Annotated in this window: 23 protein-coding genes; 22 read left to right on the forward strand and 1 reads right to left on the reverse strand. The window is 49.8% G+C overall.

Going from position 1 to position 23,266, the window contains the following annotated elements; all coding sequences use genetic code 11:
• The first annotated feature begins 5 nt into the window (after positions 1 to 5).
• The 4 genes from AC566Q_RS06145 (at position 6) to galU (ending at position 4,099) form a co-directional block, all read left to right on the forward strand.
• Positions 6 to 893 carry a glycosyltransferase gene (locus tag AC566Q_RS06145; protein ID WP_499614883.1) on the forward strand — a complete coding sequence of 296 codons (888 nt, stop codon included), beginning with the start codon at positions 6 to 8 and terminating at the stop codon, positions 891 to 893.
• Positions 890 to 1,756, forward strand: coding sequence for a glycosyltransferase family 2 protein (locus tag AC566Q_RS06150; RefSeq protein ID WP_499614886.1), 867 nt, complete (start codon positions 890 to 892; stop codon positions 1,754 to 1,756). The genes AC566Q_RS06145 and AC566Q_RS06150 overlap by 4 nt, the downstream gene beginning before the upstream one ends.
• Before the next feature lie 106 nt (positions 1,757 to 1,862).
• Complete coding sequence (locus tag AC566Q_RS06155; RefSeq protein ID WP_499614889.1) at positions 1,863 to 3,209, forward strand: UDP-glucose dehydrogenase family protein; 1,347 nt, start codon at positions 1,863 to 1,865, stop codon at positions 3,207 to 3,209.
• Positions 3,206 to 4,099, forward strand: coding sequence for a UTP--glucose-1-phosphate uridylyltransferase GalU (gene galU, locus AC566Q_RS06160; protein WP_123324494.1), 894 nt, complete (start codon positions 3,206 to 3,208; stop codon positions 4,097 to 4,099). The genes AC566Q_RS06155 and galU overlap by 4 nt, the downstream gene beginning before the upstream one ends.
• A gap of 69 nt (positions 4,100 to 4,168) precedes the next feature.
• Here the strand turns inward: galU and suhB are convergent, their stop codons facing one another.
• Positions 4,169 to 4,945, reverse strand: a complete 777-nt coding sequence (suhB, locus tag AC566Q_RS06165; protein WP_499614894.1) for an inositol-1-monophosphatase — start codon at positions 4,943 to 4,945, stop codon at positions 4,169 to 4,171.
• Between the two features lie 163 nt (positions 4,946 to 5,108).
• Between suhB and trmJ the strand changes: the two genes are divergently transcribed.
• The 18 genes from trmJ (at position 5,109) to hisS (ending at position 23,250) form a co-directional block, all read left to right on the forward strand.
• Positions 5,109 to 5,825 (forward strand): tRNA (cytosine(32)/uridine(32)-2'-O)-methyltransferase TrmJ, encoded by a 717-nt coding sequence (trmJ, locus tag AC566Q_RS06170; RefSeq protein WP_499614897.1) that lies wholly within the window; start codon positions 5,109 to 5,111, stop codon positions 5,823 to 5,825.
• Between the two features lie 2 nt (positions 5,826 to 5,827).
• The gene (gene cysE / locus AC566Q_RS06175; RefSeq protein WP_499614900.1) at positions 5,828 to 6,646 is read left to right on the forward strand and encodes a serine O-acetyltransferase; all 819 of its coding nucleotides are present in this window, start codon (positions 5,828 to 5,830) and stop codon (positions 6,644 to 6,646) included.
• A 132-nt stretch (positions 6,647 to 6,778) separates the two neighbouring features.
• On the forward strand, positions 6,779 to 7,258 hold the full coding sequence (iscR, locus tag AC566Q_RS06180; RefSeq protein WP_499614903.1) for a Fe-S cluster assembly transcriptional regulator IscR: 480 nt from the start codon (positions 6,779 to 6,781) through the stop codon (positions 7,256 to 7,258).
• A 9-nt stretch (positions 7,259 to 7,267) separates the two neighbouring features.
• On the forward strand, positions 7,268 to 8,434 hold the full coding sequence (locus tag AC566Q_RS06185) for an IscS subfamily cysteine desulfurase (protein ID WP_499614906.1): 1,167 nt from the start codon (positions 7,268 to 7,270) through the stop codon (positions 8,432 to 8,434).
• Positions 8,435 to 8,748: 314 nt separating this feature from the next.
• Complete coding sequence (gene sufB / locus AC566Q_RS06190) at positions 8,749 to 10,185, forward strand: Fe-S cluster assembly protein SufB (RefSeq protein ID WP_105934385.1); 1,437 nt, start codon at positions 8,749 to 8,751, stop codon at positions 10,183 to 10,185.
• An 8-nt stretch (positions 10,186 to 10,193) separates the two neighbouring features.
• Positions 10,194 to 10,955, forward strand: coding sequence for a Fe-S cluster assembly ATPase SufC (gene sufC / locus AC566Q_RS06195; RefSeq protein ID WP_105934386.1), 762 nt, complete (start codon positions 10,194 to 10,196; stop codon positions 10,953 to 10,955).
• Positions 10,952 to 12,214 (forward strand): Fe-S cluster assembly protein SufD, encoded by a 1,263-nt coding sequence (gene sufD, locus AC566Q_RS06200; RefSeq protein ID WP_105934387.1) that lies wholly within the window; start codon positions 10,952 to 10,954, stop codon positions 12,212 to 12,214. The genes sufC and sufD overlap by 4 nt, the downstream gene beginning before the upstream one ends.
• Complete coding sequence (locus tag AC566Q_RS06205; protein WP_499614910.1) at positions 12,211 to 13,428, forward strand: aminotransferase class V-fold PLP-dependent enzyme; 1,218 nt, start codon at positions 12,211 to 12,213, stop codon at positions 13,426 to 13,428. The genes sufD and AC566Q_RS06205 overlap by 4 nt, the downstream gene beginning before the upstream one ends.
• Before the next feature lie 11 nt (positions 13,429 to 13,439).
• Complete coding sequence (locus AC566Q_RS06210) at positions 13,440 to 13,796, forward strand: HesB/IscA family protein (protein ID WP_105934389.1); 357 nt, start codon at positions 13,440 to 13,442, stop codon at positions 13,794 to 13,796.
• Positions 13,797 to 13,804: 8 nt separating this feature from the next.
• A complete protein-coding gene (sufT, locus tag AC566Q_RS06215) occupies positions 13,805 to 14,338 on the forward strand; it encodes a putative Fe-S cluster assembly protein SufT (RefSeq protein ID WP_105934390.1) in 534 nt (177 codons plus the stop codon).
• Positions 14,339 to 14,352: 14 nt separating this feature from the next.
• Positions 14,353 to 14,766, forward strand: coding sequence for a SufE family protein (locus AC566Q_RS06220; RefSeq protein WP_105934391.1), 414 nt, complete (start codon positions 14,353 to 14,355; stop codon positions 14,764 to 14,766).
• Positions 14,767 to 14,888: 122 nt separating this feature from the next.
• Complete coding sequence (gene ndk, locus AC566Q_RS06225; protein WP_073323091.1) at positions 14,889 to 15,320, forward strand: nucleoside-diphosphate kinase; 432 nt, start codon at positions 14,889 to 14,891, stop codon at positions 15,318 to 15,320.
• Positions 15,321 to 15,845: 525 nt separating this feature from the next.
• Positions 15,846 to 17,234, forward strand: a complete 1,389-nt coding sequence (ltrA, locus tag AC566Q_RS06230) for a group II intron reverse transcriptase/maturase (RefSeq protein ID WP_499609383.1) — start codon at positions 15,846 to 15,848, stop codon at positions 17,232 to 17,234.
• A 150-nt stretch (positions 17,235 to 17,384) separates the two neighbouring features.
• Positions 17,385 to 18,503, forward strand: coding sequence for a dual-specificity RNA methyltransferase RlmN (gene rlmN, locus AC566Q_RS06235; RefSeq protein ID WP_105935567.1), 1,119 nt, complete (start codon positions 17,385 to 17,387; stop codon positions 18,501 to 18,503).
• 35 nt (positions 18,504 to 18,538) lie between these two features.
• Entirely contained in the window at positions 18,539 to 19,783 is a 1,245-nt protein-coding gene (gene pilW / locus AC566Q_RS06240; protein ID WP_499614915.1) for a type IV pilus biogenesis/stability protein PilW, read from the forward strand.
• A 12-nt stretch (positions 19,784 to 19,795) separates the two neighbouring features.
• Complete coding sequence (locus AC566Q_RS06245; RefSeq protein ID WP_499614920.1) at positions 19,796 to 20,758, forward strand: RodZ domain-containing protein; 963 nt, start codon at positions 19,796 to 19,798, stop codon at positions 20,756 to 20,758.
• Positions 20,758 to 21,876 (forward strand): flavodoxin-dependent (E)-4-hydroxy-3-methylbut-2-enyl-diphosphate synthase, encoded by a 1,119-nt coding sequence (ispG, locus tag AC566Q_RS06250; protein WP_499614923.1) that lies wholly within the window; start codon positions 20,758 to 20,760, stop codon positions 21,874 to 21,876. The genes AC566Q_RS06245 and ispG overlap by 1 nt, the downstream gene beginning before the upstream one ends.
• A 93-nt stretch (positions 21,877 to 21,969) precedes the next feature.
• Positions 21,970 to 23,250, forward strand: a complete 1,281-nt coding sequence (gene hisS, locus AC566Q_RS06255) for a histidine--tRNA ligase (protein ID WP_499614926.1) — start codon at positions 21,970 to 21,972, stop codon at positions 23,248 to 23,250.
• Positions 23,251 to 23,266 lie beyond the last annotated feature (16 nt).

Genomic DNA, 23,266 nt, shown 5'->3' on the forward strand with positions numbered 1-23,266 from the left:
TTATCTTGACCCCAAACTTTTCAATTAAACACAGCAACTATCGGGTGCATGAAATTCCCGCCATCGTTGCTATGGCCGTTTACGAAAAGGACTGCGCGGATTGGGTGGATCAGGCAATTGTCAGTATTCGCCAGCAAACCTACAGCGACTTTCTTTATGTCATTGTTATCGATGGGCATATTTCGCCTGAATTACTGGCGGTTATCATGCAGCACGCTGAGGACGATGAGCGTCTGGTAATCATTGAAGGTAGCGCCAACAGAGGATTGGCAACCTGTATGAACTTCGCTATCGACTGGTCCTTATCGTTAAAGCCGCAGTACTTTTTCCGTATGGATGCTGATGACATATCTGAATTTAACCGTTTGGAAAAGCAAATTACCTACCTGACCAAACATGCACACGTTGCCATTTTAGGTACCGGCCTGATTGAAATTAATGAGCAAAATAATCAGGTGGGCTCGCGGGTGATGCCACAGACCAATCGACAAATCACGCGTCTGTTACCACGCCGTTGTACCATTAATCACCCCACTGTATGTATTCGTTATAAAGTGTTTACTGACGGCTACCGTTATGACGATGCACTGCAAAATACTCAGGATTATTTTCTCTGGATTGAACTCGCCGCGGCCGGCTACATTTTTTGTAATCTAAAAGATAAGTTGCTGCGTTTTCGGCGGGTAAATGATTTTTATAAACGCCGCGGGCTGATAAAATCATTAAATGAATTTCGGGCCCGCTTTCGGGCGATGCGCTGGCTTAAACGCCTGACACCTTATAATCTTGTTTATGCCTGCATGGTATTAGGTCTGCGCATGATGCCATCAGGGGTTGTCAAAATGGCTTACAAGCTCGACAGGCATCTACTTGAAAAAATAATAAAGCATTGAAATTCTCGGCTATTATCATTCTCTTTTATCCTGAGCGTCCTATTCTGCTCAACAACATCAGGTTGCTGGAGAACAACGGCTGGCAGGTCGTTGTGGTGGATAATTCCCCGCAAAGCCATAAGAGCTGGTTATCATCTTCCGTTGAGTTCAGGCATTGTCCTGAAAACGCTGGCATTGCCCACGCGCAGAATATCGGGTTGCTATTAGCCAGACAACAGGGGCGTGATTATGCCATGTTGCTTGATCAGGATAGTCACCTTACTGAGCAGTTACTGCAAACGGTGCAGCAGCGTGTGGTTGAAGCACAGTCTTTTTATACAAATCTTGCGGCTTATGGCCCCTCTATCGTCAGCGAATTTGACGGACGGGTTGTCCGAGCAAAAGTGCAACGCGCTGTACCCGATGAACATGGTTTCCTGCATAGCAGGCAGATTATCGCGTCCGGCAAGGTCATTCCGATATCCGTGCTTGCTGACATTGGCTTGATGGAAGATGCTTTATTTATAGATGGCGTGGATCATGAATGGTGTTGGCGGGCGAGCCAAAAGGGGTATCGGATCATCACTGATACAAACGCCTTATTGCGCCATAAACAAGGAGAATCCCGCAAGCGTATCCTCGGGTTCACGTTTAAGGTCGGTAGTCCTGTGCGGCTATATTATCAATTTCGCAATATCCTCATATTATTGCGCCGCTCTTATGTTCCACTGTACTGGAAAGTCAGGAATTGTATCGCCCTGCCAGTCAGGTGGATAGTGAACGGCTGGTGTTTGGAGCAGCGCAAGGCTCGTCGCCAGTATATGATGCAAGGGTTGAAGGATGGCCTGTGTAAACGGACTGGACGTTACAAGGCCGACCAATAAGTTTTCTGTTGAGCCTGTTACGTCATGATGCTTTAATGTTTTAGTTTTATTATTCGATTTGCCTGATTAACCCAGGCGCCGCTGAGTTTTAGAAGGAAGGGAACAAGTGAAGGTAACAGTCTTTGGAATTGGCTATGTGGGCCTCGTGCAGGCTGCAGTGTTAGCTGAGGTGGGCCACGATGTTGTTTGTGTGGATGTGGATCAGGCCAAGGTTGATAACCTTAAAAACGGCATTATCCCCATTTACGAGCCGGGCTTAACGCCGCTGGTCACCAGCAATTATGAGGGCGGCCGGGTCGACTTTACCACCGATGCCAAAATGGGTATCGAACATGGAGAGCTGATTTTTATCGCTGTGGGTACACCGCCGGATGAAGATGGTTCAGCCGATCTGAAATACGTACTGGCAGTGGCGGAAACAGTGGCCACTCATATGCAAAATCATAAAATCATCATCAATAAATCTACTGTGCCGGTTGGCACTGCCGACAGAGTGAGTGCAAAGGTAAGCGAAACGCTGGAATCCTTAGGGAAAGCGGTTACCTTTGATGTGGTATCTAACCCTGAGTTTTTAAAAGAAGGCGCAGCAGTTAACGATTGCATGCGGCCAGACCGAATTATTATCGGCACTCAAAGTGAGAACGCCGAAAAGAAACTGCGCGAACTCTACTCGCCGTTTAACCGTAATCACGATAAAGTTATCGTGATGGACATTCGGTCAGCAGAGCTGACCAAATATGCCGCCAACTGTATGCTGGCCACTAAAATCAGCTTCATGAATGAAATGGCTAACCTGGCAGAGCGTTTTGGCGCCGATATTGAGAACGTGCGTCGCGGTATTGGTTCTGACCCCAGAATAGGTTATCAGTTCATCTACCCCGGATGTGGCTATGGCGGTTCATGTTTCCCCAAAGATGTGCAAGCGCTCATTCGTAGTGCAAATCAGGTGGGCTACCAGGCGAAAGTGCTGGAATCAGTGGAAGCCGTTAACTACACCCAAAAAGAAAAACTGTTTGAATATGTTTCCGGCCATTTCGATGGCGACCTGAAAGGCAAGACTGTTGCATTATGGGGATTGTCGTTTAAGCCGAATACTGACGATATGCGTGAAGCTTCCAGCCGCGTGCTTATGGAGTTGTTATGGGAACAGGGCGCAACGGTTCAGGCCTACGACCCTGAAGCAATGGAAGAAACCCAGCGTATCTATGGCAGCCGCCCGGATCTTAAGTTAACCGGAACGAAAGAAGCAGCCCTTGATAGCGCTGATTTCCTGGTGATTTGTACTGAGTGGCAGTCATTCCGGGCACCAGATTTTGACCTAATTAAAGAAAAACTGAGCATTCCGTTAATTTTCGACGGCCGGAATTTGTATGATCCGAAAATCATGTCGGAATACGGATTGCATTACTACGCCATTGGTCGAGGACTATCAATAAAAGGACATAAACTATGAGTCAGGTAAAAAAAGCGGTTATTCCTGTAGCCGGCCTAGGTACGCGTATGCTGCCAGCAACCAAGGCAATTCCGAAGGAAATGCTGCCGGTTGTCGATAAACCATTAATCCAATACGTGGTTAACGAGTGTGTGCAGGCGGGGTTAAAAGAAATTATTCTCGTTACTCACGCGAGTAAGAACAGCATCGAAAACCACTTTGATACCTCTTTCGAACTTGAAACCACGCTGGAACAGCGGGTTAAGCGTCAGTTACTCGAAGAAGTACAGGCTATTTGCCCGAAAGACGTAACGATTATGCACGTTCGTCAGGGCGCTGCTAAAGGTTTGGGTCATGCCATCATGTGTGCGCATCCTATGGTGGGTGATGCACCATTCGCGGTAGTTTTGCCGGATGTGATCATTGACGATTACGCCAGTAACCTGAAAAAAGATAATCTGGCAGACATGGTCGCGCGCTTCAATACCAGCCGGGTGAGCCAGGTTATGGTAGAGCAGGTACCACAAGAGAACATTTCTAAGTTTGGTATTGTTGACTTAGAAGGCGCGAGCATTAAGCCTGGTGAATCTGCCAAGATCCATGACATGGTTGAAAAGCCGCCACTGGAAGAAGCGCCATCTGATCTGGCCGTTGTAGGTCGTTACGTGTTGTCACATGAAATCTGGCCATTGCTTGAATACACACCGCCGGGAGCTGGTGGTGAAATCCAGTTAACAGATGCCATCACTTCACTGATGAAAGTTGAGCAGGTTGATGCTTACTACATGAAAGGTAAGAGTCATGACTGCGGTAGTAAACTGGGCTACATGAAAGCCAATGTTGAATATGCGCTGCGCCATCCGAGTCTGGGCGACGAATTCAAAGAATATCTGGCCTCGTTAAACGGCTAGTAATATTCACTAAATTAAAAAGGCCACTTCATTGAAGTGGCCTTTTTGTTACTTAGGTGTTGTATTGGCTTACTTTAAATGTTTAACCAAACCTTGAACGACTTTTACGCTACCGGCGACGATCTCACCTTTATAAAGTGGGTCGTTATTGCCGCTGAAATCAGTTACCAGGCCGCCAGCTTCGCGAACCAGCAATTCACCGGCTGCAATATCCCAGGGCTTAATGCCGCGTTCCCAATACCCGTCATGGCGGCCTGCCGCAACGTAGGCTAAGTCCAACGCTGCACTACCAGCACGACGAATATCACCGCAGTCATGGAAGATTTTATTTAACCGAAGAGCGTAGTCGGCATACTGGGTTTTGTTTTTAAACGGTAACCCTGTAGCTAAAACGGTTTCAGATAAATCACGAGCCTTACTGGCGCGAATGCGATAACCATTTAACTGGGCGCCCTGGCCACGAGAGGCAGTGAACAACTCACCACGGATAGGATCGAAGACTACGCCCTGGTCGAGACGACCTTTATGCAATAGTGCAATCGATACGGCAAAATGTGGAATGCCTTTAATAAAATTGGTGGTGCCGTCAAGGGGATCAATAATCCACTGAAATTCAGCGCTTTCGCCTGCAGTTTCGCCGCTTTCTTCACCTAAAAAGCTATGCTCGGGGTACGATTGCTTAATTTTGTGAATAATTGCCATTTCGGCATCTTTGTCGATTTGGGTAACATAATCGTTTGCGCCCTTAGCCTGTTTTACCAGGTCGTCACGATTTTCAAAACCGCGGACAATAAGAGAGCCAGCCACGCGCGCAGCGCGCACCGCAATGTTCAGCATCGGATGCATAACAGAACCACCAATTGTAAAAGATCAAAAAATAAACGCCGCGGAGTGTACCAGTTCCAGCCCGCAATGCAATGCCACCACAGACGAAATACGCAGCTAAGCGGTGAGAATGTGTAAGCGGTATGCTACACTCTGCGCCATTTGCAGCCGTACTGTTTAAAGCATGTTAGAAAATATCAGAATTGTATTAGTAAATACGTCACATACCGGCAACATCGGTTCTACCGCCCGGGCGATGAAAACCATGGGCTTAAGTAACCTGTATCTGGTGGATCCGGTTAGCCCGCCGGATGGCAAAGCCAGTGCACTGGCGGCTGGTGCTGGCGACGTATTAGCCAATGCTAAAACCGTGAATAAACTGGAAGAAGCGGTGGCAGGCTGTGGTCTGGTTGTGGGTACTTCGGCCCGCTCAAGAACCTTAAGCTGGCCCATGCTGGAGCCTAGAAGTTGTGGTGAAAAGCTGATCAAAGAGGTTGATAACTATCCGGTGGCACTGGTGTTTGGCCGTGAAAACAATGGCCTCACAAATGAAGAGCTTCAGCAATGCCATTTTCATGTATGCATCCCGGCCAATCCCGATTACAGCTCATTAAACCTCGCGGCTGCGGTGCAAACCCTGTGTTATGAAATACGCATGGCGTTTCTGAATAAAGATGCCATCCCAACCGAAGAGACTGAATATCCGTTAAACGACGACCTGGAGCGTTTCTATGTGCACCTGGAATCAACGTTAAAAAAAGTCAGCTTCATTAATGAAAATCACCCGGGCATTGTAATGACCCGCCTGCGCCGCTTATTTAACCGGGCCCGCCCGGAATCCCAGGAGCTGAATATCTTACGCGGTATTCTGGCATCCGTGGATAAATCAGCCGGGAAATAGCCATGTTCAGCCGAATGAAAGAAGATATCAGAGCGGTCTTTCACCGCGATCCGGCGGCGCGAAACGCTTTTGAAGTACTGACCAACTATCCGGGATTACACGCCGTTTGGTTGCATCGGATAAGTAACAAGCTCTGGCGACTGGAGTTGAAATGGCTCGCCCGCTCGCTATCGACTTTCAGCCGTTGGCTGACCGGCATCGAAATCCACCCGGGCGCCACCATCGGCCGGCGTTTCTTTATTGATCACGGCATGGGCGTGGTGATTGGGGAAACGGCTGATATTGGTGATGATGTTACCCTTTACCATGGCGTTACCCTTGGCGGTACTACCTGGAATGCCGGTAAACGCCACCCAACTCTGGAAAATAACGTTGTGGTTGGTGCGGGTGCCAAGGTTTTAGGCCCTATCACCATTGGTGAAGGGGCGAAGATTGGCAGTAACTCTGTGGTAGTAAAAGATGCACCGCCCGGAACCACAGTGCTGGGTATCCCCGGGCACATTCTGCAGCCTGCCAAAGAAACCGATACCGGTAAAGAAAAGCGCAATGCCATCGCCAAAAAGTACGGCTTTGATGCGTACGCGGTGGCTTCGGATAATCCTGATCCCGTGGCGAATGCCATGGGCATTATGGTGGAACATATCCACGCTATGGATGGTCGCATCGAAGAGCTTTGTCAGGTTATTCAGGGCATGGGCGGCGAGGTATCTAAAGATCGCCTTAGTGCAATGACCGCAGAAGACTTCGCCAGTACAGGTATTTCTCCTGTAGTGCCTAATTCGAAACAGGTGAGTCACGACGAATTCGATCCACAGATCTGAACATCCGACTCAAGTGGCTTCTGAGTGTATCGGTAAACAGCATAATACTTGAGTAAGTAGTAGGGTTTTATACTTGACCAATTTACTCGGGTATGGAACAATTTTGCTATTGTTCACTATCCGTATTTGGTTATGAAACTGACTTCAAAAGGCCGCTACGCAGTTACGGCAATGTTAGATGTGGCGCTCCATTCCAAGCAGGGGCCGGTATCGCTGGCTGATATTTCTGCCAGACAGGAAATTTCTCTGTCTTACTTAGAGCAGCTTTTTTCGCGTTTACGCAAAGAGAATCTGGTATTGAGTGTGCGCGGACCGGGCGGCGGCTATCAATTGGGGCGGGAAGCCGAGCTTATCGCTATCGGTGAGGTGATCCGAGCGGTAGACGAATCAGTATATGCTACGCGCTGTCAGGGGCAGGGCGATTGTCAGGCCGGTGAGCGTTGTCTTACCCATAGTCTGTGGCAGGACCTGAGCGATCGCATCAGCCACTTTCTTGACGGCATAAGTCTTGGAGAATTGATGGCTAAAGGCGATGTACAAGAAGTCGCTGGTCGTCAGGACAAGCACAACATGCCGGTTGACGGTAAAATTCAGGTCAGTTTTCAGTTATAAAGACAGGTCATGAAACGTACCCCCGTATATTTAGATTATGCCTCTACCACGCCGGTAGATCCTCAGGTTGCAGCGCAAATGGCTGCCAGCCTGACGATGGAAGGTAATTTTGGCAACCCGGCTTCGCGCTCACACCGTTTTGGATGGGTGGCTGAAGAAGCGGTTGATGTGGCGCGCAATCAAATTGCCGATCTGGTGAATTGCGATCCCCGCGAAATTGTCTTTACCTCCGGCGCCACCGAGTCGGATAACCTGGCGATTAAAGGTGTGGTTGAAGCTGCAGATAAACCGCAAAAGCATGTGATTACCGTGGCAACCGAACACAAAGCAGTACTCGATACAGTAGAGTATCTTGCCGGTCAAGGGGTCAGGGTTACGCTACTAGCGCCCGACACCCACGGATTGATATCGGTAGAGCAAGTGGCTGAGGCGATAAGCGATGACACCGTGCTGGTCTCAGTAATGCATGTCAATAACGAAACCGGTGTTATCCAGGATATTGCCGCAATTGGTGAGTTGTGTCGCGAGCATCAGGTGTATTTTCATGTTGATGCTGCGCAGAGTCTGGGTAAGTTGCCTATCGACCTGACAGCCCTGCCTGTGGATTTAATGTCTTTCTCTGCACATAAGTGTTATGGCCCGAAAGGAATTGGCGCGTTGTATGTTCGCCGCCGACCTAAGGTTCAAATTGCCGCTCAAATCCATGGCGGTGGTCATGAGCGGGGCATGCGCTCGGGAACGCTACCGACCCATCAGATAGTGGGTTTTGGTGAGGCCTGTGAGCTTGCCGGGCAATCTCTGAATAAAGAAGCTTCCAGGCTGCGCAGCTATACCGAGTTGTTGTGGGAGGAGGTTAGCTGCCTTGACAATGTGTATCTGAACGGTCACCTCACCCAACGCGTGCCTGGCATTATCAATATCAGTTTTGGTGGGGTAGACGGTGAAAGTCTGGTGATGGGACTGCATGATCTTGCTATCTCTACCGGTTCGGCCTGTACCTCGGCGAGTATGGAACCTTCTTATGTGTTAACGGCGCTGGGCCGCAGTGCAGAATTAGCCCACGCGGGTTTACGCTTTTCTGCCGGTCGTTTTACCAGTGAAGAAGACATCCGTTTTGCCGCGCAAAGAGTAATAGAAACAGTAAAAACGTTACGCGAGGGCAGACAGGGAGGTTAACACAGCCGCCTGTCACAGTGCTTTATTCAGACCTAAGTCGGAGCCGCTAAGATTGCAGTTAAACCAATATTCAGGCAAGATTGCGGCCCCCAGATTTCAGTGCATACAAAGCGCCACGTTGCCATACCAGACTGTCATGAGATTCGGTTTGATAGAGAGCAGAAACGCCCCGGGTGAATAGTTGAGTGAAATACTCGGGTATTATATAATGTGGCTTCCATGTCGCGGTGACAGCGAAAACGCTGAACAGCTGTAGTGACGACACTACAGGGTGATTATCGCGGCGAAATGTTCAATAACAGTGAGATGAGTCAATGAGCGAGCAAATCGAACAGGCGCTATCGAAACAATACGAGGCGGGTTTCTATTCTGAAATCGAGTCTGATACCTTCGAAAATGGTCTGGACGAATCCATTATCCGCCGTATATCAGCCATGAAAAATGAGCCGGAATGGATGCTCGAATGGCGCCTGAAAGCCTATCATTCATGGCTGGAAATGGAAGAGCCGGACTGGGCTCATGTCGATTATCCCAAAGTGGATTATCAGGCCATTTCGTACTACTCATCACCTAAGAGTATGAAGGACAAACCAAAGTCCCTCGACGAAGTCGACCCGGAACTACTGGATGTGTATAACAAGCTGGGCATTCCGCTGCACGAGCAGGAAATGCTGGCTGGTGTTGCCGTTGATGCGGTATTTGACTCGGTATCAGTAGTGACAACCTTCCGCGAAAAGCTGCACGAAGCGGGCGTTATATTCTGCCCGATTTCGGAAGCTATCCAGAAATATCCTGAGCTGGTTAAAAAGTACATCGGCTCTGTGGTTCCTCGTACCGATAACTACTTCGCGGCGCTGAACAGTGCCGTATTTACCGATGGCTCGTTTGTGTATATCCCTAAAGGCGTGCGTTGCCCCATGGAACTGTCAACTTATTTCCGCATCAACGAGCAAAACACCGGTCAGTTTGAACGTACACTGATTGTTGCTGACGAAGGCAGCCATGTAAGCTATCTGGAAGGGTGTACGGCACCACAACGTGATGAAAACCAGTTACACGCAGCCGTTGTAGAGCTGGTTGCGCTGGATAAAGCCAACATCAAATACTCAACGGTACAAAACTGGTACCCCGGGGATGAAAACGGCAAGGGCGGTATTTATAACTTTGTGACCAAGCGCGGTATTTGCCATAACGACGCAAAAATCAGCTGGACCCAGGTAGAAACCGGCTCAGCCGTTACCTGGAAATATCCGAGTTGCGTGCTGAAAGGGGATAACAGTGTTGGTGAATTCTACTCAGTTGCCTTAACCCGTGGACGCCAGCAGGCGGACACCGGCACCAAGATGATTCATCTGGGGAAAAACACCCGCTCAACCATTATTTCAAAAGGGATCTCGGCAGGCAAAAGTAATAACGCCTACCGCGGTCTGGTACAAATGGGGCCGAAATCAGATGGCGCCCGTAATTTTACGCAGTGTGATTCGCTGCTAATTGGCGATCAGTGTGGCGCGCATACGTTCCCGTATATTGAAAGCCGCAATCCGTCTGCCATTGTTGAGCACGAAGCCACTACATCTAAAGTGAGCGACGAACAGTTATTCCTGGCTCAGCAACGGGGCCTGGACGCTGAGAAAGCGGTATCCATGATCGTCAATGGCTTCTGTAAGGAAGTCTTTAAAGAATTACCAATGGAATTTGCGGTGGAAGCCGGCAAGTTACTCGAAATTAGTTTAGAAGGTTCTGTGGGGTAAAGAATTTAATGTTATCTATCGATAATTTACACGCCAGTGTTGAAGATAAAACCATTATCAAAGGGCTGAATCTGGACGTTAAGCCTGGTGAAGTTCATGCCATCATGGGGCCTAACGGCGCCGGTAAAAGCACCCTTGGCTATGTGTTGTCTGGCCGTGAAGGCTACGAAGTCAACGAAGGCGCCGCCACGCTAAATGGTAAAGATTTACTGGATCTGGACGTGGAAGAGCGTGCCCGCGAGGGGTTATTCCTGGCCTTTCAGTATCCGGTTGAGATCCCTGGCGTTAGCAACATGGAATTCTTAAAAGAATCGGTTAACGCCCTGCGCGAGCACCGTGGTGAAGAGCCACTGACCGCAGCTGAGTTTTTAAAGAAAGCCAAGGCGGCCTGTAAACAGGTGAATCTGCCACTGGATTTCTTAAAACGTGGTGTTAACGAAGGTTTCTCTGGCGGTGAGAAAAAGCGTAACGAGATCATGCAGATGATCCTGCTTGAGCCGTCGCTGTGTATTCTTGACGAGTCTGACTCGGGCCTCGACGTTGACGCCCTGCAAGTGGTGGCTGATGGTGTAAACAGCCAGCGTGACGGGCAGCGCAGCTTTATTGTTGTGACTCACTATCAGCGTTTGCTTGATTACATCAAGCCGGATTTTGTCCATATTCTGGCTGACGGCAAGATTGTTAAAAGTGGCGATGCGTCTCTGGCGCTGGAAGTTGAAAAATCAGGTTATGCCTTTTTAGGTAAAGCCTATGAGGAGGCCGATGCATGAGCCAATGGCTGTCTGAAGTAATCGCCTCGGCGCAAACACATCACGACTGGCTGGCTCCTCATCGTCAGGCGGCGCTGGCTGAACTGGAAAAAGTCCGCTGGCCGCTACGCAAAGTGGAAGACTGGCGTTTTACGCCGCTTATCCCGGTAGAAAAACGCAGCGTGTCACTGGCTAAGCCTGGGAATTCCGAATTTAGCGCGCCGAAAATAGGCGAGTTAAGCGCCATTGAGATAGTGTTTAGTGGCAATGAATTGCTCACCGACGTGAACGCACTGTCTTTACCGGAAGGCTTGGAAATTGCCCGTTTTTCATCAGCTACCGCTGAGCAACAACAGGAAATCGAAAGCCTGTTGTCAGACGTAAAACCTGCCAGGCATTTGTTTGGTCAGGTTAATGACGCATTGCTGGCCGATGGTCTGTACATTAAAGTTGCTGCCGGCAAAACTATCGATACGCCGATTCGTATTTCACAGCTGGCCAGTAACGAAGGCGATCAACATCTGCGGGTACTGATGCAGGTCGAAGCCGGTGCGCGAGCCACTGTACTTGAAGACGGCTATGGCGATGCCAGTGGCGTAAACACGGCTTTTAGCGAATATATCCTGCACAGCGAAGCCCATTTGGAGCATTATCGTTTTGCTATGTTCACTCAGCAAGCCATGCACGTTGGCGGCTGTCATTTTAAAGTGGCGGAAAAAGCGCAGCTCAACAGCACATTAATTGGCTATGGTAGTCAGCTATCGCGGCTTGATGTGGATGTTATCTACACTGGCGAATTTGCCAACGCGAATATCAATGCGATTTATTTGCTGGCCGAAGGCGAGCTGTTTGACTTGCATACCACCATTGAGCATGCCGTACCAAACTGTACTACCGAGGAAAATGCACGGGGTATCGTTGGCGACCGCGCTAAAGCAGTATTCAACGGCCGCATTCATATTCATCGTGACGCGCAGAAAACCTTGGCGGAACTGAATAACCGTAACCTGTTATTGTCACGTCGGGCGGTAATAAATACCAAGCCTGAACTGGAAATTTATGCCGATGACGTTAAATGCGCCCACGGTGCCACTGTGGCAGAGATTGATGATACAGCATTGTATTACCTGCTCACTCGCGGCATCAGTCGCAGTCAGGCGTTAATCATGCTCAACTTTGGCTTTATTCAGGAACTGATCAATCAGATCCCCAACCAAGATATCGCTGGCTGGTTGTTAACTCAGTTACATGACCGCTTTGTGGGCATGGAGGTTAAATGAGTTTTGATGTAGCGGCAGTTCGTGCTGAGTTCCCTATTTTATCGCAAACGGTAGACGGTAAACCGTTGGTGTATCTGGATAATGGTGCCACCACGCAAAAACCTCAGGTCGTGATTGACTCACTGGTGGATTTTTATACCCAGTGTAATGCCAACGTGCACCGTGGCGCTCATCAGTTATCTGACGAAGCGACCCGCCGTTACGAAAAAGCTCGTGATCAGGTAGCTCGTTTCATTAATGCGGCAAACCGTAACGAAGTTATCTGGACCAGCGGTACTACCGAAGGCATTAACCTGGTTGCAAAGGGCCTCGCCCAGCAGCTTGAAGCCGGTGACGAAGTGGTGGTAACCGAAATGGAACACCACGCCAACCTGGTTACCTGGCAACAAGCTTGTTTGCAAAGCGGAGCCACGCTGCGTGTTGCGCCGATTTTTGATAACGGTGAGCTTGACCTTGAAACTTTCAAGGCGTCGCTGGGGCCCAATACCCGCATGGTGGCGTTTCCCCATGTATCCAATGCATTGGGTACCGTTAATCCGGTTAAAGAACTCACTGCAATGGCTAAGGCCTACGGCGCGTTAGTGCTGGTTGACGGCGCTCAGGGTATCGCGCATGGCGACGTGGATGTACAGGCGCTGGGCTGTGATTTTTACGCGTTTTCTGGTCATAAAGTATTTGGCCCAACCGGCATTGGTGTGCTGTGGGGTAAACAAGACGTGCTGGAAAACTGGCCGGTATGGTTAACCGGTGGCGAAATGATTGCCGATGTAACCTATCAAAGTGCCACCTGGGGCGCATTGCCTAACCGCCTCGAAGCCGGTACGCCAAACATTGCCGGCGCTATTGGCCTAGGCACCGCACTTGAGTGGTTCAGCCAATTGGATATTGCTGCCGTGCAGGCTCACGAGAAAGCACTGATTGATTCTGCTATGGCGCAGGCTGCGGATATTCAGGGCATGCGCTTAATTGGCACGGCACCAAACAAAATCGGTATCCTAAGCTTTGTGATGGATAACGCACACCCGGCCGATATTGGCTTTATTCTGGATCGTCAGGGGATTGCTATCCGTACCGGCGATAACTGCGCGCAACCACTGATGCATCGCCTCGGAATTAATGGCACTGCCCGCGCTTCTTTCTCGCTGTATAACACGCTGGAAGAAGTGTCTGCCTTCTTTGCGGGCTTACGTAAAGCCCAAACTATGTTGGGCTAGGAGAGATAACCATGTCAGTAGAAACTTTTGTACCCAGTAAAGACGTTGTTACCCTCACTCCGGGTGCGATCAAGCACTTTGAGGGCAAACTTAAAAATCAGCCGGGCAAGATTATTCGTTTATCGACCAAAGTGAGTGGCTGTACCGGCTATGCTTATGTGCTCGATTTTGCCGATGCCTCGGTAGAAGGTGACGAGGTGCTTAACGTGTCCGATAAGCTAACTGTCGCCATCGCTAAAGACGCCGTATCATTGTTACAGAACACCGAAATCGACTATGTGATGGAAGGCGTAAATGGCGTGATCAAATACTACAACCCTAATGTTGTAGATGAATGCGGTTGCGGCGAAAGCTTTAACGTCGGATAAGAGTACCTATGAAGCAAAAAATGGTAGTGACTGAACGTGAAGTGAAGTCGCGCAAAGTGCCTTCCGGCGAGACAGTGATCATTCCTGATGGTGAATTTGTTAATATCACTCAGGACTTAGGTGGTAACTACACCGTCACGTGGCAAGGAAATATGTTGCGTATCGACGGTACCGACGCCGATGCCATTGGTCGTAAACCCCAAGCCCTGGATTTTATCGCGCCGGCCGATGGCAATATCGATAAGCAGCAGGTCTGGGACGCGCTGGAAACCATCTACGATCCGGAAATTCCGATTAATCTGGTATCACTCGGCCTGATCTACAACGTCGACATTAATCAGGATACTCAGCAGGTCACTATCGACATGACCCTCACCGCACCGGGTTGCGGTATGGGCCCGGTGCTGGTTGGCGATGTGGAATACCGCGTGGGACTGGTGCCATTTGTTGAGAATGTCAAAGTAGAACTGGTGTTTGATCCGCCCTGGTCGCGGGATAAAATGAGTGAAGAAGCCCAGCTCGAAGCCGGCCTGTTTTTTTAATTCGAGAGTAAATCATGCAGTTACCATCTAGTCAGGAAATCGTTGAAGATTTGGAATTCTTTGATGATTGGGAACAAAAGTACCAGTACATCATTGATTTGGGTAAAGCGTTACCGCGCCTTGATGATGCTCAGAAAACCCCTGAGCGGTTAGTCAAAGGCTGCCAGAGCAGCGTGTGGCTGATGACCTCAATGGACGGGGATAAACTCCACTTCGAAGTCGACAGTGATGCGGTGATTGTTCACGGTCTGCTGGCACTGGTGATGGCGGCATACAACGATAAAACGCCGGCCGAAATTACCGCCTTTGACATTGATGCGTACTTCGAAGCGCTCGATCTGGAACGTCATATTACGCCTACACGGGGCAACGGCTTACGTGCCATCGTGGGTAAAATCCAACATTTAGCCGCCCAACACGGCGGATAGCCCGCCTTTATCGCCGCCTTTATGAAGATTTTTTGATATTTGCCCGTTACCCCCTAGGCACGGGCAGAAAGATTGCCTATAATTCGCGACCAAAATTTTACAATTAAACCCGGAGACAGAAAATGGCTCTTGAGCGTACGTTTTCAATTATTAAGCCTGATGCCGTTGCAAAGAACGTAATCGGTGCAATCTATAACCGCTTCGAATCTGCTGGTCTGCGCATCGTTGCTTCTAAAATGGTTCATATGAGCAAAGAGCAAGCTGAAGGCTTTTATGCTGAACACAAAGAGCGTCCTTTCTTTGGCGCCCTGGTAGACTTCATGACGTCTGGTCCGGTAATGGTTCAGGTGCTGGAAGGCGAAAACGCTGTGGTTAAAAACCGTGAAATCATGGGGGCTACTAACCCGGCTGAAGCAGCTGCCGGCACATTGCGTGCTGATTACGCTGTATCCATCGATGAGAATGCGGTTCACGGTTCAGATGCACCAGAATCTGCAGCGCGTGAAATTGCGTATTTCTTCTCAGAAGAAGAAATCTGTCCACGCACTCGCTAAGCTTAGCCTGATGCGTGACAAAGGGAGCTTCGGCTCCCTTTTCTGTCGTGCGCCGGGCATGGCGCGTGGTGTTTCGACACCGTTTAACTCACTGTGGTGGTGAGTTGATGACTTGGAGGTGAAAGTCCTCTGCACACCCGGCAAGGGGAAGTGTTAGCCGAACGGCAAGGGTGTTCACCGCGAGGTGAAATCTGAAGGAAGCCGAAGGCAAAATGCTGGCCTGACGAACAGGAAGCGGTTTAGGCGTTGTTGCAGGGTGAGGTGGCGATTATCACTAAAGCCCAATACTTGCACGGAATGCAGCAACGTAAAGCCGACAGGCATAAGCAGGAAGGTCGCGCGAATTACCCCGGGAGGTCTGATGTTCTGCCTCTGATTTATTTTTTTTTAAAAAAACAGCGTGCTACTGACATCAAGAGGTGTTGGGATGGAATATCAGAAGTCAGCCGAGGCCGTAGTAGTGTTATTAAACCGATAACATGAAGGGCTGAACATACTTAACCGCTATTAGGACACTGTTACTCGATGTTGATTAATGATGCACAAGCGCAAAAGACTGCGGCCAGTGAGTGCGAAGACGGGCGGAACCTGTCGGGATACGCCTCTGGTGTTGAAATTGACACGGCGGGCAGTGGGCGAACGAAAGCGGAACCATCGGTGACGATGGAAGCAGTGACAGACCGAGCCAATATGATGCTGGCCTATCAGCGGGTGGTGGAGAATAAAGGCGCAGCGGGTGTAGATAACCTGAGCACGCTGGACTTAAAACCGTGGCTGAAACAGCATTGGCAAGGTGTGAAGGTCTCACTGACAGAGGGCAGCTATCTACCGCGGGCCATCCGTAAAGTGGATATCCCGAAACCGAACGGCGACGTCAGGACGTTAGGCGTACCAACGGTGGTAGACAGACTCATCCAGCAAGCGATAGCACAACGGCTAAGTCCGTTGGTAGAGCCGTACTTCTCTCACTCCAGCTACGGATTCAGACCAAACCGCAATGCATGGCAAGCAGTGCAACAAGCACAGCAATACATACGTAGCGGAAAACGGTGGGTCGTAGACATGGATTTGGAGAAGTTCTTCGACCGGGTAGACCATGACATCTTAATGTCGAAACTGGCGAACCTGATAGAAGATAAACGGCTGTTGAAACTCATCCGTCGCTTCCTTGAAGCGGACATGATGGATAATGGCGAATGGGTCACAAGGGACAGAGGCATGCCGCAAGGCGGCCCACTGTCACCATTGCTATCAAACATCCTGCTGGATAGCTTAGACAATGAATTAGAGCGACGAGGTCACAGCTTCTGCCGCTATGCCGATGACTGCAATATCTACGTGAGCAGTCAAAAGGCAGGCGAGAGCCTACTGGCCGATATCACCGACTTCCTGTCTAACGAACTGAAGCTGCAAGTGAATGTCAACAAAAGCGCGGTAGCCCGGCCATGGGAACGCAAGTTCTTAGGCTATAGCTTTACCCGGCACAAAGAGAGCCGGGTGAAAATCGCCGCGCAAAGTGTGAGTCGCTTCAAGGATAAAATCCGCGAACTGACCACAGGGCATTGCTCGCGCTCAGTCAGTGACACGATAAACGTATTGACACCAGTACTTCGTGGCTGGATAAGCTACTTCCGCCTGACAAAGGTTAAAGGCGTGCTGGAAGAACTAGACGGTTGGATACGACGAAAACTCCGCTGCCTGTTATGGCGGCAATGGAAGGGAGTGTTTACCCGTGCTGGTAATCTGATGAAAGCAGGCCTTAGCGAGAGTCGGGCATGGTGGTCAGCGACAAACCAACGAGGTGCATGGTGGAATGCGGGGGCTAGCCATATGAATCAGGCCTTCAGAAAAGGGTGGTTCGATAAAATGGGGCTGGTATCACTGCTGGAGTGTCACCGACAGTTCCAGTGTTAATATGAACCGCCGTGGTACGGAACCGTATGCCCGGTGGTGTGAGAGGACGGGAGTTGTAAAACTCCCTCCTACTCGATTGTGATCGAATATCCTTTTCGTGGTACTCTATACCGGTTCGACGTCACTAATTTGAAGAGTTGATAACGCTTTATGTCCAAAACTAACCTACTTAATTTTAATCGGCAGGGATTGCGCGACTATTTCGCTGAAATCGGCGAAAAGCCATTCCGTGCAGATCAGGTCATGAAGTGGATTTATCAGCATGGTGTCAGTGATTTCGAGCAGATGACCAACATCAATAAGCAGCTGCGCGCGAAGTTAATCGAGCAGTGTGAAGTAAGAGCACCAGAGATTGCTTATCACCAGCAGGCCACCGACGGCACGATTAAGTTTGCCCTAAAACTCGATGGTGGGCAGGAAGTCGAAACCGTGTGGATCCCGGAAGCCGACCGCGCAACCTTATGCGTGTCCTCACAGGTAGGTTGTGCGCTGGAATGTACGTTTTGCTCCACCGCACAACAGGGCTTTAACCGTAACCTTACCGTTAGCGAAATCATTGGTCAGGTGTGGCGGGTAGCCACCACGTTAGGGTTATCTAATGATACCTCGGCAAGACCAGTTACCAACGTGGTGATGATGGGCATGGGCGAGCCGCTACTGAACCTTAAAAACGTAGTACCCGCTATGGATATCATGCTGGATGACTATGGTTTTGGTTTATCCAAGCGCCGGGTAACGCTGAGTACTTCTGGTGTGGTCCCGGCCCTTGATATGCTGGGTGATCAGATTGATGTGGCGCTGGCCATCTCGTTACACGCACCGAATGATGAGCTACGTGATGAAATTGTACCAATCAATAAAAAGTACAACATTGAAGCCTTCTTAGCTGGCGTGCGCCGCTATTTAGCCAAGTCCAAAGCTAATCAGGGCAAGGTGACGGTTGAATACGTGATGCTGAACCAAATTAACGATTCAACGGATCACGCTCATCAGCTGGCTAAGGTGATGAAGGAAACGCCCTGTAAAATTAACCTGATTCCGTTTAACCCTTACCCGGGCTCGCCGTATACCTGCTCAAGTAATTCGCGTATAGATCGCTTTGCCAAAGTCCTGATGGAAAAGGGCTACACTGTGATTGTGCGTAAGACCCGGGGCGATGATATCGATGCCGCCTGTGGTCAGTTAGTGGGTGATGTGGTTGACCGAACCAAAAGAATGTTGAAAAAACAGATGAAGGGCGAGCCAATTTCGGTAAAAATGTCCCAATAATAAAATATCGAAAAAACATAAGGTAAGCGCTGCCGATGAGAATACTGATAGTTTTGAGTCTGATGATTGCCCTGACAGGCTGTGTCAGTGAAACCCAGCCCGGGGCGTTTAGTTCTGAATTTGATCAACAGGAAGCGGCGAAAACCCGTGTATCCCTGGGGTTAACCTACCTTAAAAACGGTAATTACTCACAAGCCAAACAAAATCTGGATAAAGCGCTGGCCTTTGCGCCACGCCTGGCCGAAACCCACTATGGTCTGGCGTATTATTACCAAGTGGTTGGTGAGTCCGAACGCGCTGATGAGTCTTATCAAACCGCCATGAGCCTGGCACCGCGCGATGCCAACATAGCCAACAGTTACGGTGCATTCTTATGTCAGGACGGCCGCTATGAGGAAGCTAAGCGTTTCTTCTTGCAAGCTGTTAATGCAAAGCAATACGCCAACTCCGCCGAAACCTACGAGAATATGGCACTGTGCGCGCAGAGTCAGGGTGAAGGCGAAGACGCCATCGAATACCTCAATAGCGCACTTAAACACCAGCCTGGTCGCGCTAAAACCCTATTTATTCTGACCGAAATGTACGTTGCTACGGAACAATACGAGTTAGCCGCTGAAACCTTGCGTCGTTATGAGAAGGTTGCGCGGGTATCTGCCGATTCGCTTTGGATGGCCATCGAGATTGCCAAAGGGCAGGGCGACTTGCGCGCTGCCAACGGTTATGGCGATATGCTCCTGCGCATGTATCCAAACAGCCCCTTAGCAAGGTTATACATTGAACGTCAGAAAACGGTACCGCAGCCAGTGGTTAAGGTGAAAACCAAGCCGCAGTCTCAGGTAGTATCAGTGCCTGCGCCAGAAAAAGCCACTGATTCAGATATGGAGAATCAGGCCACGGAAGTGTTAGTTACCAAATCTAACCAAGCCGAATCTACCAAATCTGAAGTGCCAGAACCTGTTGTCGTGGCTGAAGAGCCCGAGGCCGACGCCAGCGAAGCTGATGTCGCAGAATCATCACAACCTGTATCGCCAGAACCTGTCGTCGTGACTGAAGAACCAGAAGCAAACGAACCGGTTGTTGAAGCGAAGCAGAACATTGAGGCCGATGAAGCTGACACCCTTTTTCATGTTGTTCAGCCAAAAGAAAACCTTTACCGGTTGTCACTGAGATACAACATTAAGCTGAATACACTCAAAGAGTGGAACAACCTGGATGAAAACGGGTCTATTAATGTCGGCATGAAGTTATGGCTGGTGCCGCCAGCACAACAAACCAACTAACGCAGGTAACAAATGGACAAAGAGCAGCACATTGAAGCTGATGAGCAGCATGTGCCTGACGTACCCAGTCCCGGCCAGGTATTGCGGGAAGCACGGGAAGAGCAGGGCCTGACTCAACAGGCGATCGCTGATAAGTTGTATTTAAAAGTTGGTATCATTGACGATCTGGAACAAAATCGGATCGATGATTCAACGTCTGTCACCTTCTTTAAAGGATATGTCCGTCTTTATGCAAAGAATCTGGGGCTGAATCCGGAAGAAGTCTTAACGCTTTTTAATCAGTATCACACCACGCCAAAGCCGCCGGCCAAGCTACAAAGCTTTTCACGTCGAGTTGCTAAGCAGGCGCATGATGACCGCTGGATGATGGTGACCTACGGTATTGCTGTTGTACTGATTGCCGGGGTTGTAGTGTGGTGGTATCAACAACCGGCAAATGACAGCAACGAGCTGCCCGCTGCAACGCAAGGTGCTCAGAATCAGTCAGCACCAACGCCGGCAAGAAGTGAGCCTCAACCGAAGCCTGAAGTATCGCAGTCGGATGAAGGTTCGGTCAGTGAAGTTATCACCGAAGAAGCGGATACTGAGTTGCCCGTTCAGCCTTCGCAGCAAGATATGACAGAAGATACCAATGCGCCAGTCGACACCTTGAGTAATGGGTCGGTCGATACAGCACCTCCGGCAAACGAAGAAGCGTCATCGCAGCCAATGCCTGAAGCTGGTGAGCCAGTAGCGCTGGTGTTTAATTTTAGTGCCGATTGTTGGGTGAATGTTACCGATGCCAGTGGCGAAGCCATCGCCTACGGGATTAAAGCGGCTGGCTATGAAATGCAGGTTAGCGGCCTGCCGCCATTTGAAGTGACGCTCGGCGCGCCTGATGTCGTGCAAATTAGTTATGATGGTGAAGCGGTAGATATGTCTGGATTCGACCCTACCCGCACCGCGAAGTTTTCGTTACCCATGCAGGAACAATAATGTTTGCTGATAGTCCTATCCAACGCAGAAAATCAATTCGGATTAGCGTAGGTAATGTGCCCATTGGTGATGGTGCCCCCATTGCCGTGCAATCAATGACCAATACGCCGACAACCGATGTGGCGGCTACCGTAGCGCAGATCAACCGGATCGTCGCTGTAGGCGGTGAGATAGTGCGGGTGTCGGTACCTACCATGGACGCTGCCGAAGCCTTTAAGCAAATTCGCGAACAGGTTAGTGTACCGCTGATTGCAGACATTCATTTCGATTACCGGATTGCGCTCAAAGTTGCCGACTATGGTGTGGATTGCCTGCGAATTAACCCCGGTAACATAGGTAATATGGAGCGGGTCAAGTCGGTAGTGGATTGCGCCAAAGACAAAAATATTCCGATTCGAATTGGTGTTAACGGTGGGTCGCTTGAGCGTGATCTGCAGGAAAAATACGGTGAGCCAACGCCAGAAGCGCTGCTTGAGTCGGCCATGCGCCACGTGGATATTCTCGATAAACTGAATTTTGATCAGTTCAAGGTATCGGTAAAAGCCTCTGACGTATTTCTGGCTGTTGGTGCGTACCGGTTGCTGGCTAAACAAATAGAGCAGCCTCTGCATCTGGGTATTACCGAAGCTGGCGGACAGCGGGCCGGCGCGGTAAAAAGTGCCGTAGGCCTGGGCATGCTGTTGGCGGAAGGAATAGGCGATACCCTGCGAGTATCATTGGCCGCCGACCCCGTGGAAGAAATCAAAGTCGGCTTTGATATTTTAAAATCGCTGCGTATCCGCTCTCGCGGTATTAACTTTATCGCTTGCCCGAGTTGTTCGCGCCAGGAGTTCGATGTGATTGGTACCGTGAATGCGCTTGAACAACGCTTAGAAGATGTATTAACACCAATGGATGTGTCAATCATCGGTTGCGTGGTGAACGGTCCCGGCGAAGCTGAAGTGTCAGATCTGGGCTTAACCGGTGCGCGTAATATGAGTGGTTTTTATCTTCACGGCAAACGTCAGAAAGAGCGGCTGGCGAACGATGACCTCGTAGAGCAGCTGGAAAAACGCATCCGCGCCAAAGCGGCAATGCTGGATTCTGCCAACGCCATTCCGGTGGTTGAAAAACCATAATCCCGGCGCCGGTTGCTGGCAGTTAAGAATGTTTGTGGTTAAACACTAAAGCCCCTATAATGCGGGGCTTTTAATTAAGCTGAGAGAGAACAGGTGGCAAAAACAATCCAGGCTATTCGAGGTATGAATGACTGCCTGCCGACGGAGTCGGGTAAATGGCAACAGGTCGAGGCAGGTATTCGGCAGGTTGTGGCCAGTTATGGCTATCAGGAAATCAGAACGCCAATCGTCGAAAGTACCGACCTGTTTAAGCGCTCTATTGGTGAAGTCACCGATATCGTTGAAAAAGAAATGTATACCTTTGCCGACCGTAACGGCGATAGTCTGACCCTGCGCCCGGAAGGAACCGCCAGTGCAGTGCGTGCCGGTAATGAGCACGGTTTGATCTACAACCAGCAACAACGCTTGTGGTATATGGGACCGATGTTTCGCCACGAACGGCCGCAAAAAGGTCGTTACCGCCAGTTTCACCAGTTCGGGGTAGAAACCTACGGATTGGCAAGCGCCGACATCGATGCTGAAGTGATCCTGTTATCGGCCCGACTGTGGAAGCTGTTTGGCATATCAGAGCATGTTACTTTACAGATCAACTCGCTTGGCTCCAACGAAGCTCGTCAGAATTACAAGGACGCGTTAGTTGCTTACCTTAAACAGCACGAATCGCAACTTGACGAAGATTCTCTGCGTCGGCTGGAGTCTAATCCTCTGCGGGTGCTGGATAGCAAAAATCCGCAGGTTCAGGCGCTGGTAACCGATGCGCCTTCTTTGCTGGATTATCTCGATGACGATTCTAAAGCGCATTTTGCCTTGTTGTGTGAACTGCTCGACAATGCAGGCGTGGCCTACGAAATCAATCCTCGTCTGGTTCGTGGTCTGGATTATTACAACCGCACCGTTTTTGAATGGGTAACCGAGAGTCTTGGCGCTCAGGGTACGGTTTGTGCCGGTGGTCGTTACGATGGTCTGGTTGAACAACTCGGCGGCAAGCCAGCACCAGGTGTGGGCTTTGCATTGGGTATGGAACGTCTGGTGCTGTTACTCGATACGCTGGAGAAAATCGAGCAGAACCAGCCAGCAGCCGACATTTATGTTACCGCATTAGGTGATGATACCCGCGGATACGCCAGCCAGGTCGCAGAATCTTTACGTGATTCTGACAGCCAGTTTCGGGTGATGCTGCACTGTGGTGGTGGCAATCTGAAGAAACAATTAAAACGGGCAGACAAAGTAGGAGCCAGTGTAGCATTGCTGATTGGCTCAGAAGAAATGGCTGCTCACCAGGTGACCCTGAAACCACTACGTGGCAATGGCGAACAGGTTAATGTGGCGCTCAGCGAGCTGCCAGCAGCTTTACATAACGTGTTATCCGTATAACCGTTAGCAAAATAAA

It is taken from the genome of Alteromonas sp. H02 (genome assembly GCF_059682525.1).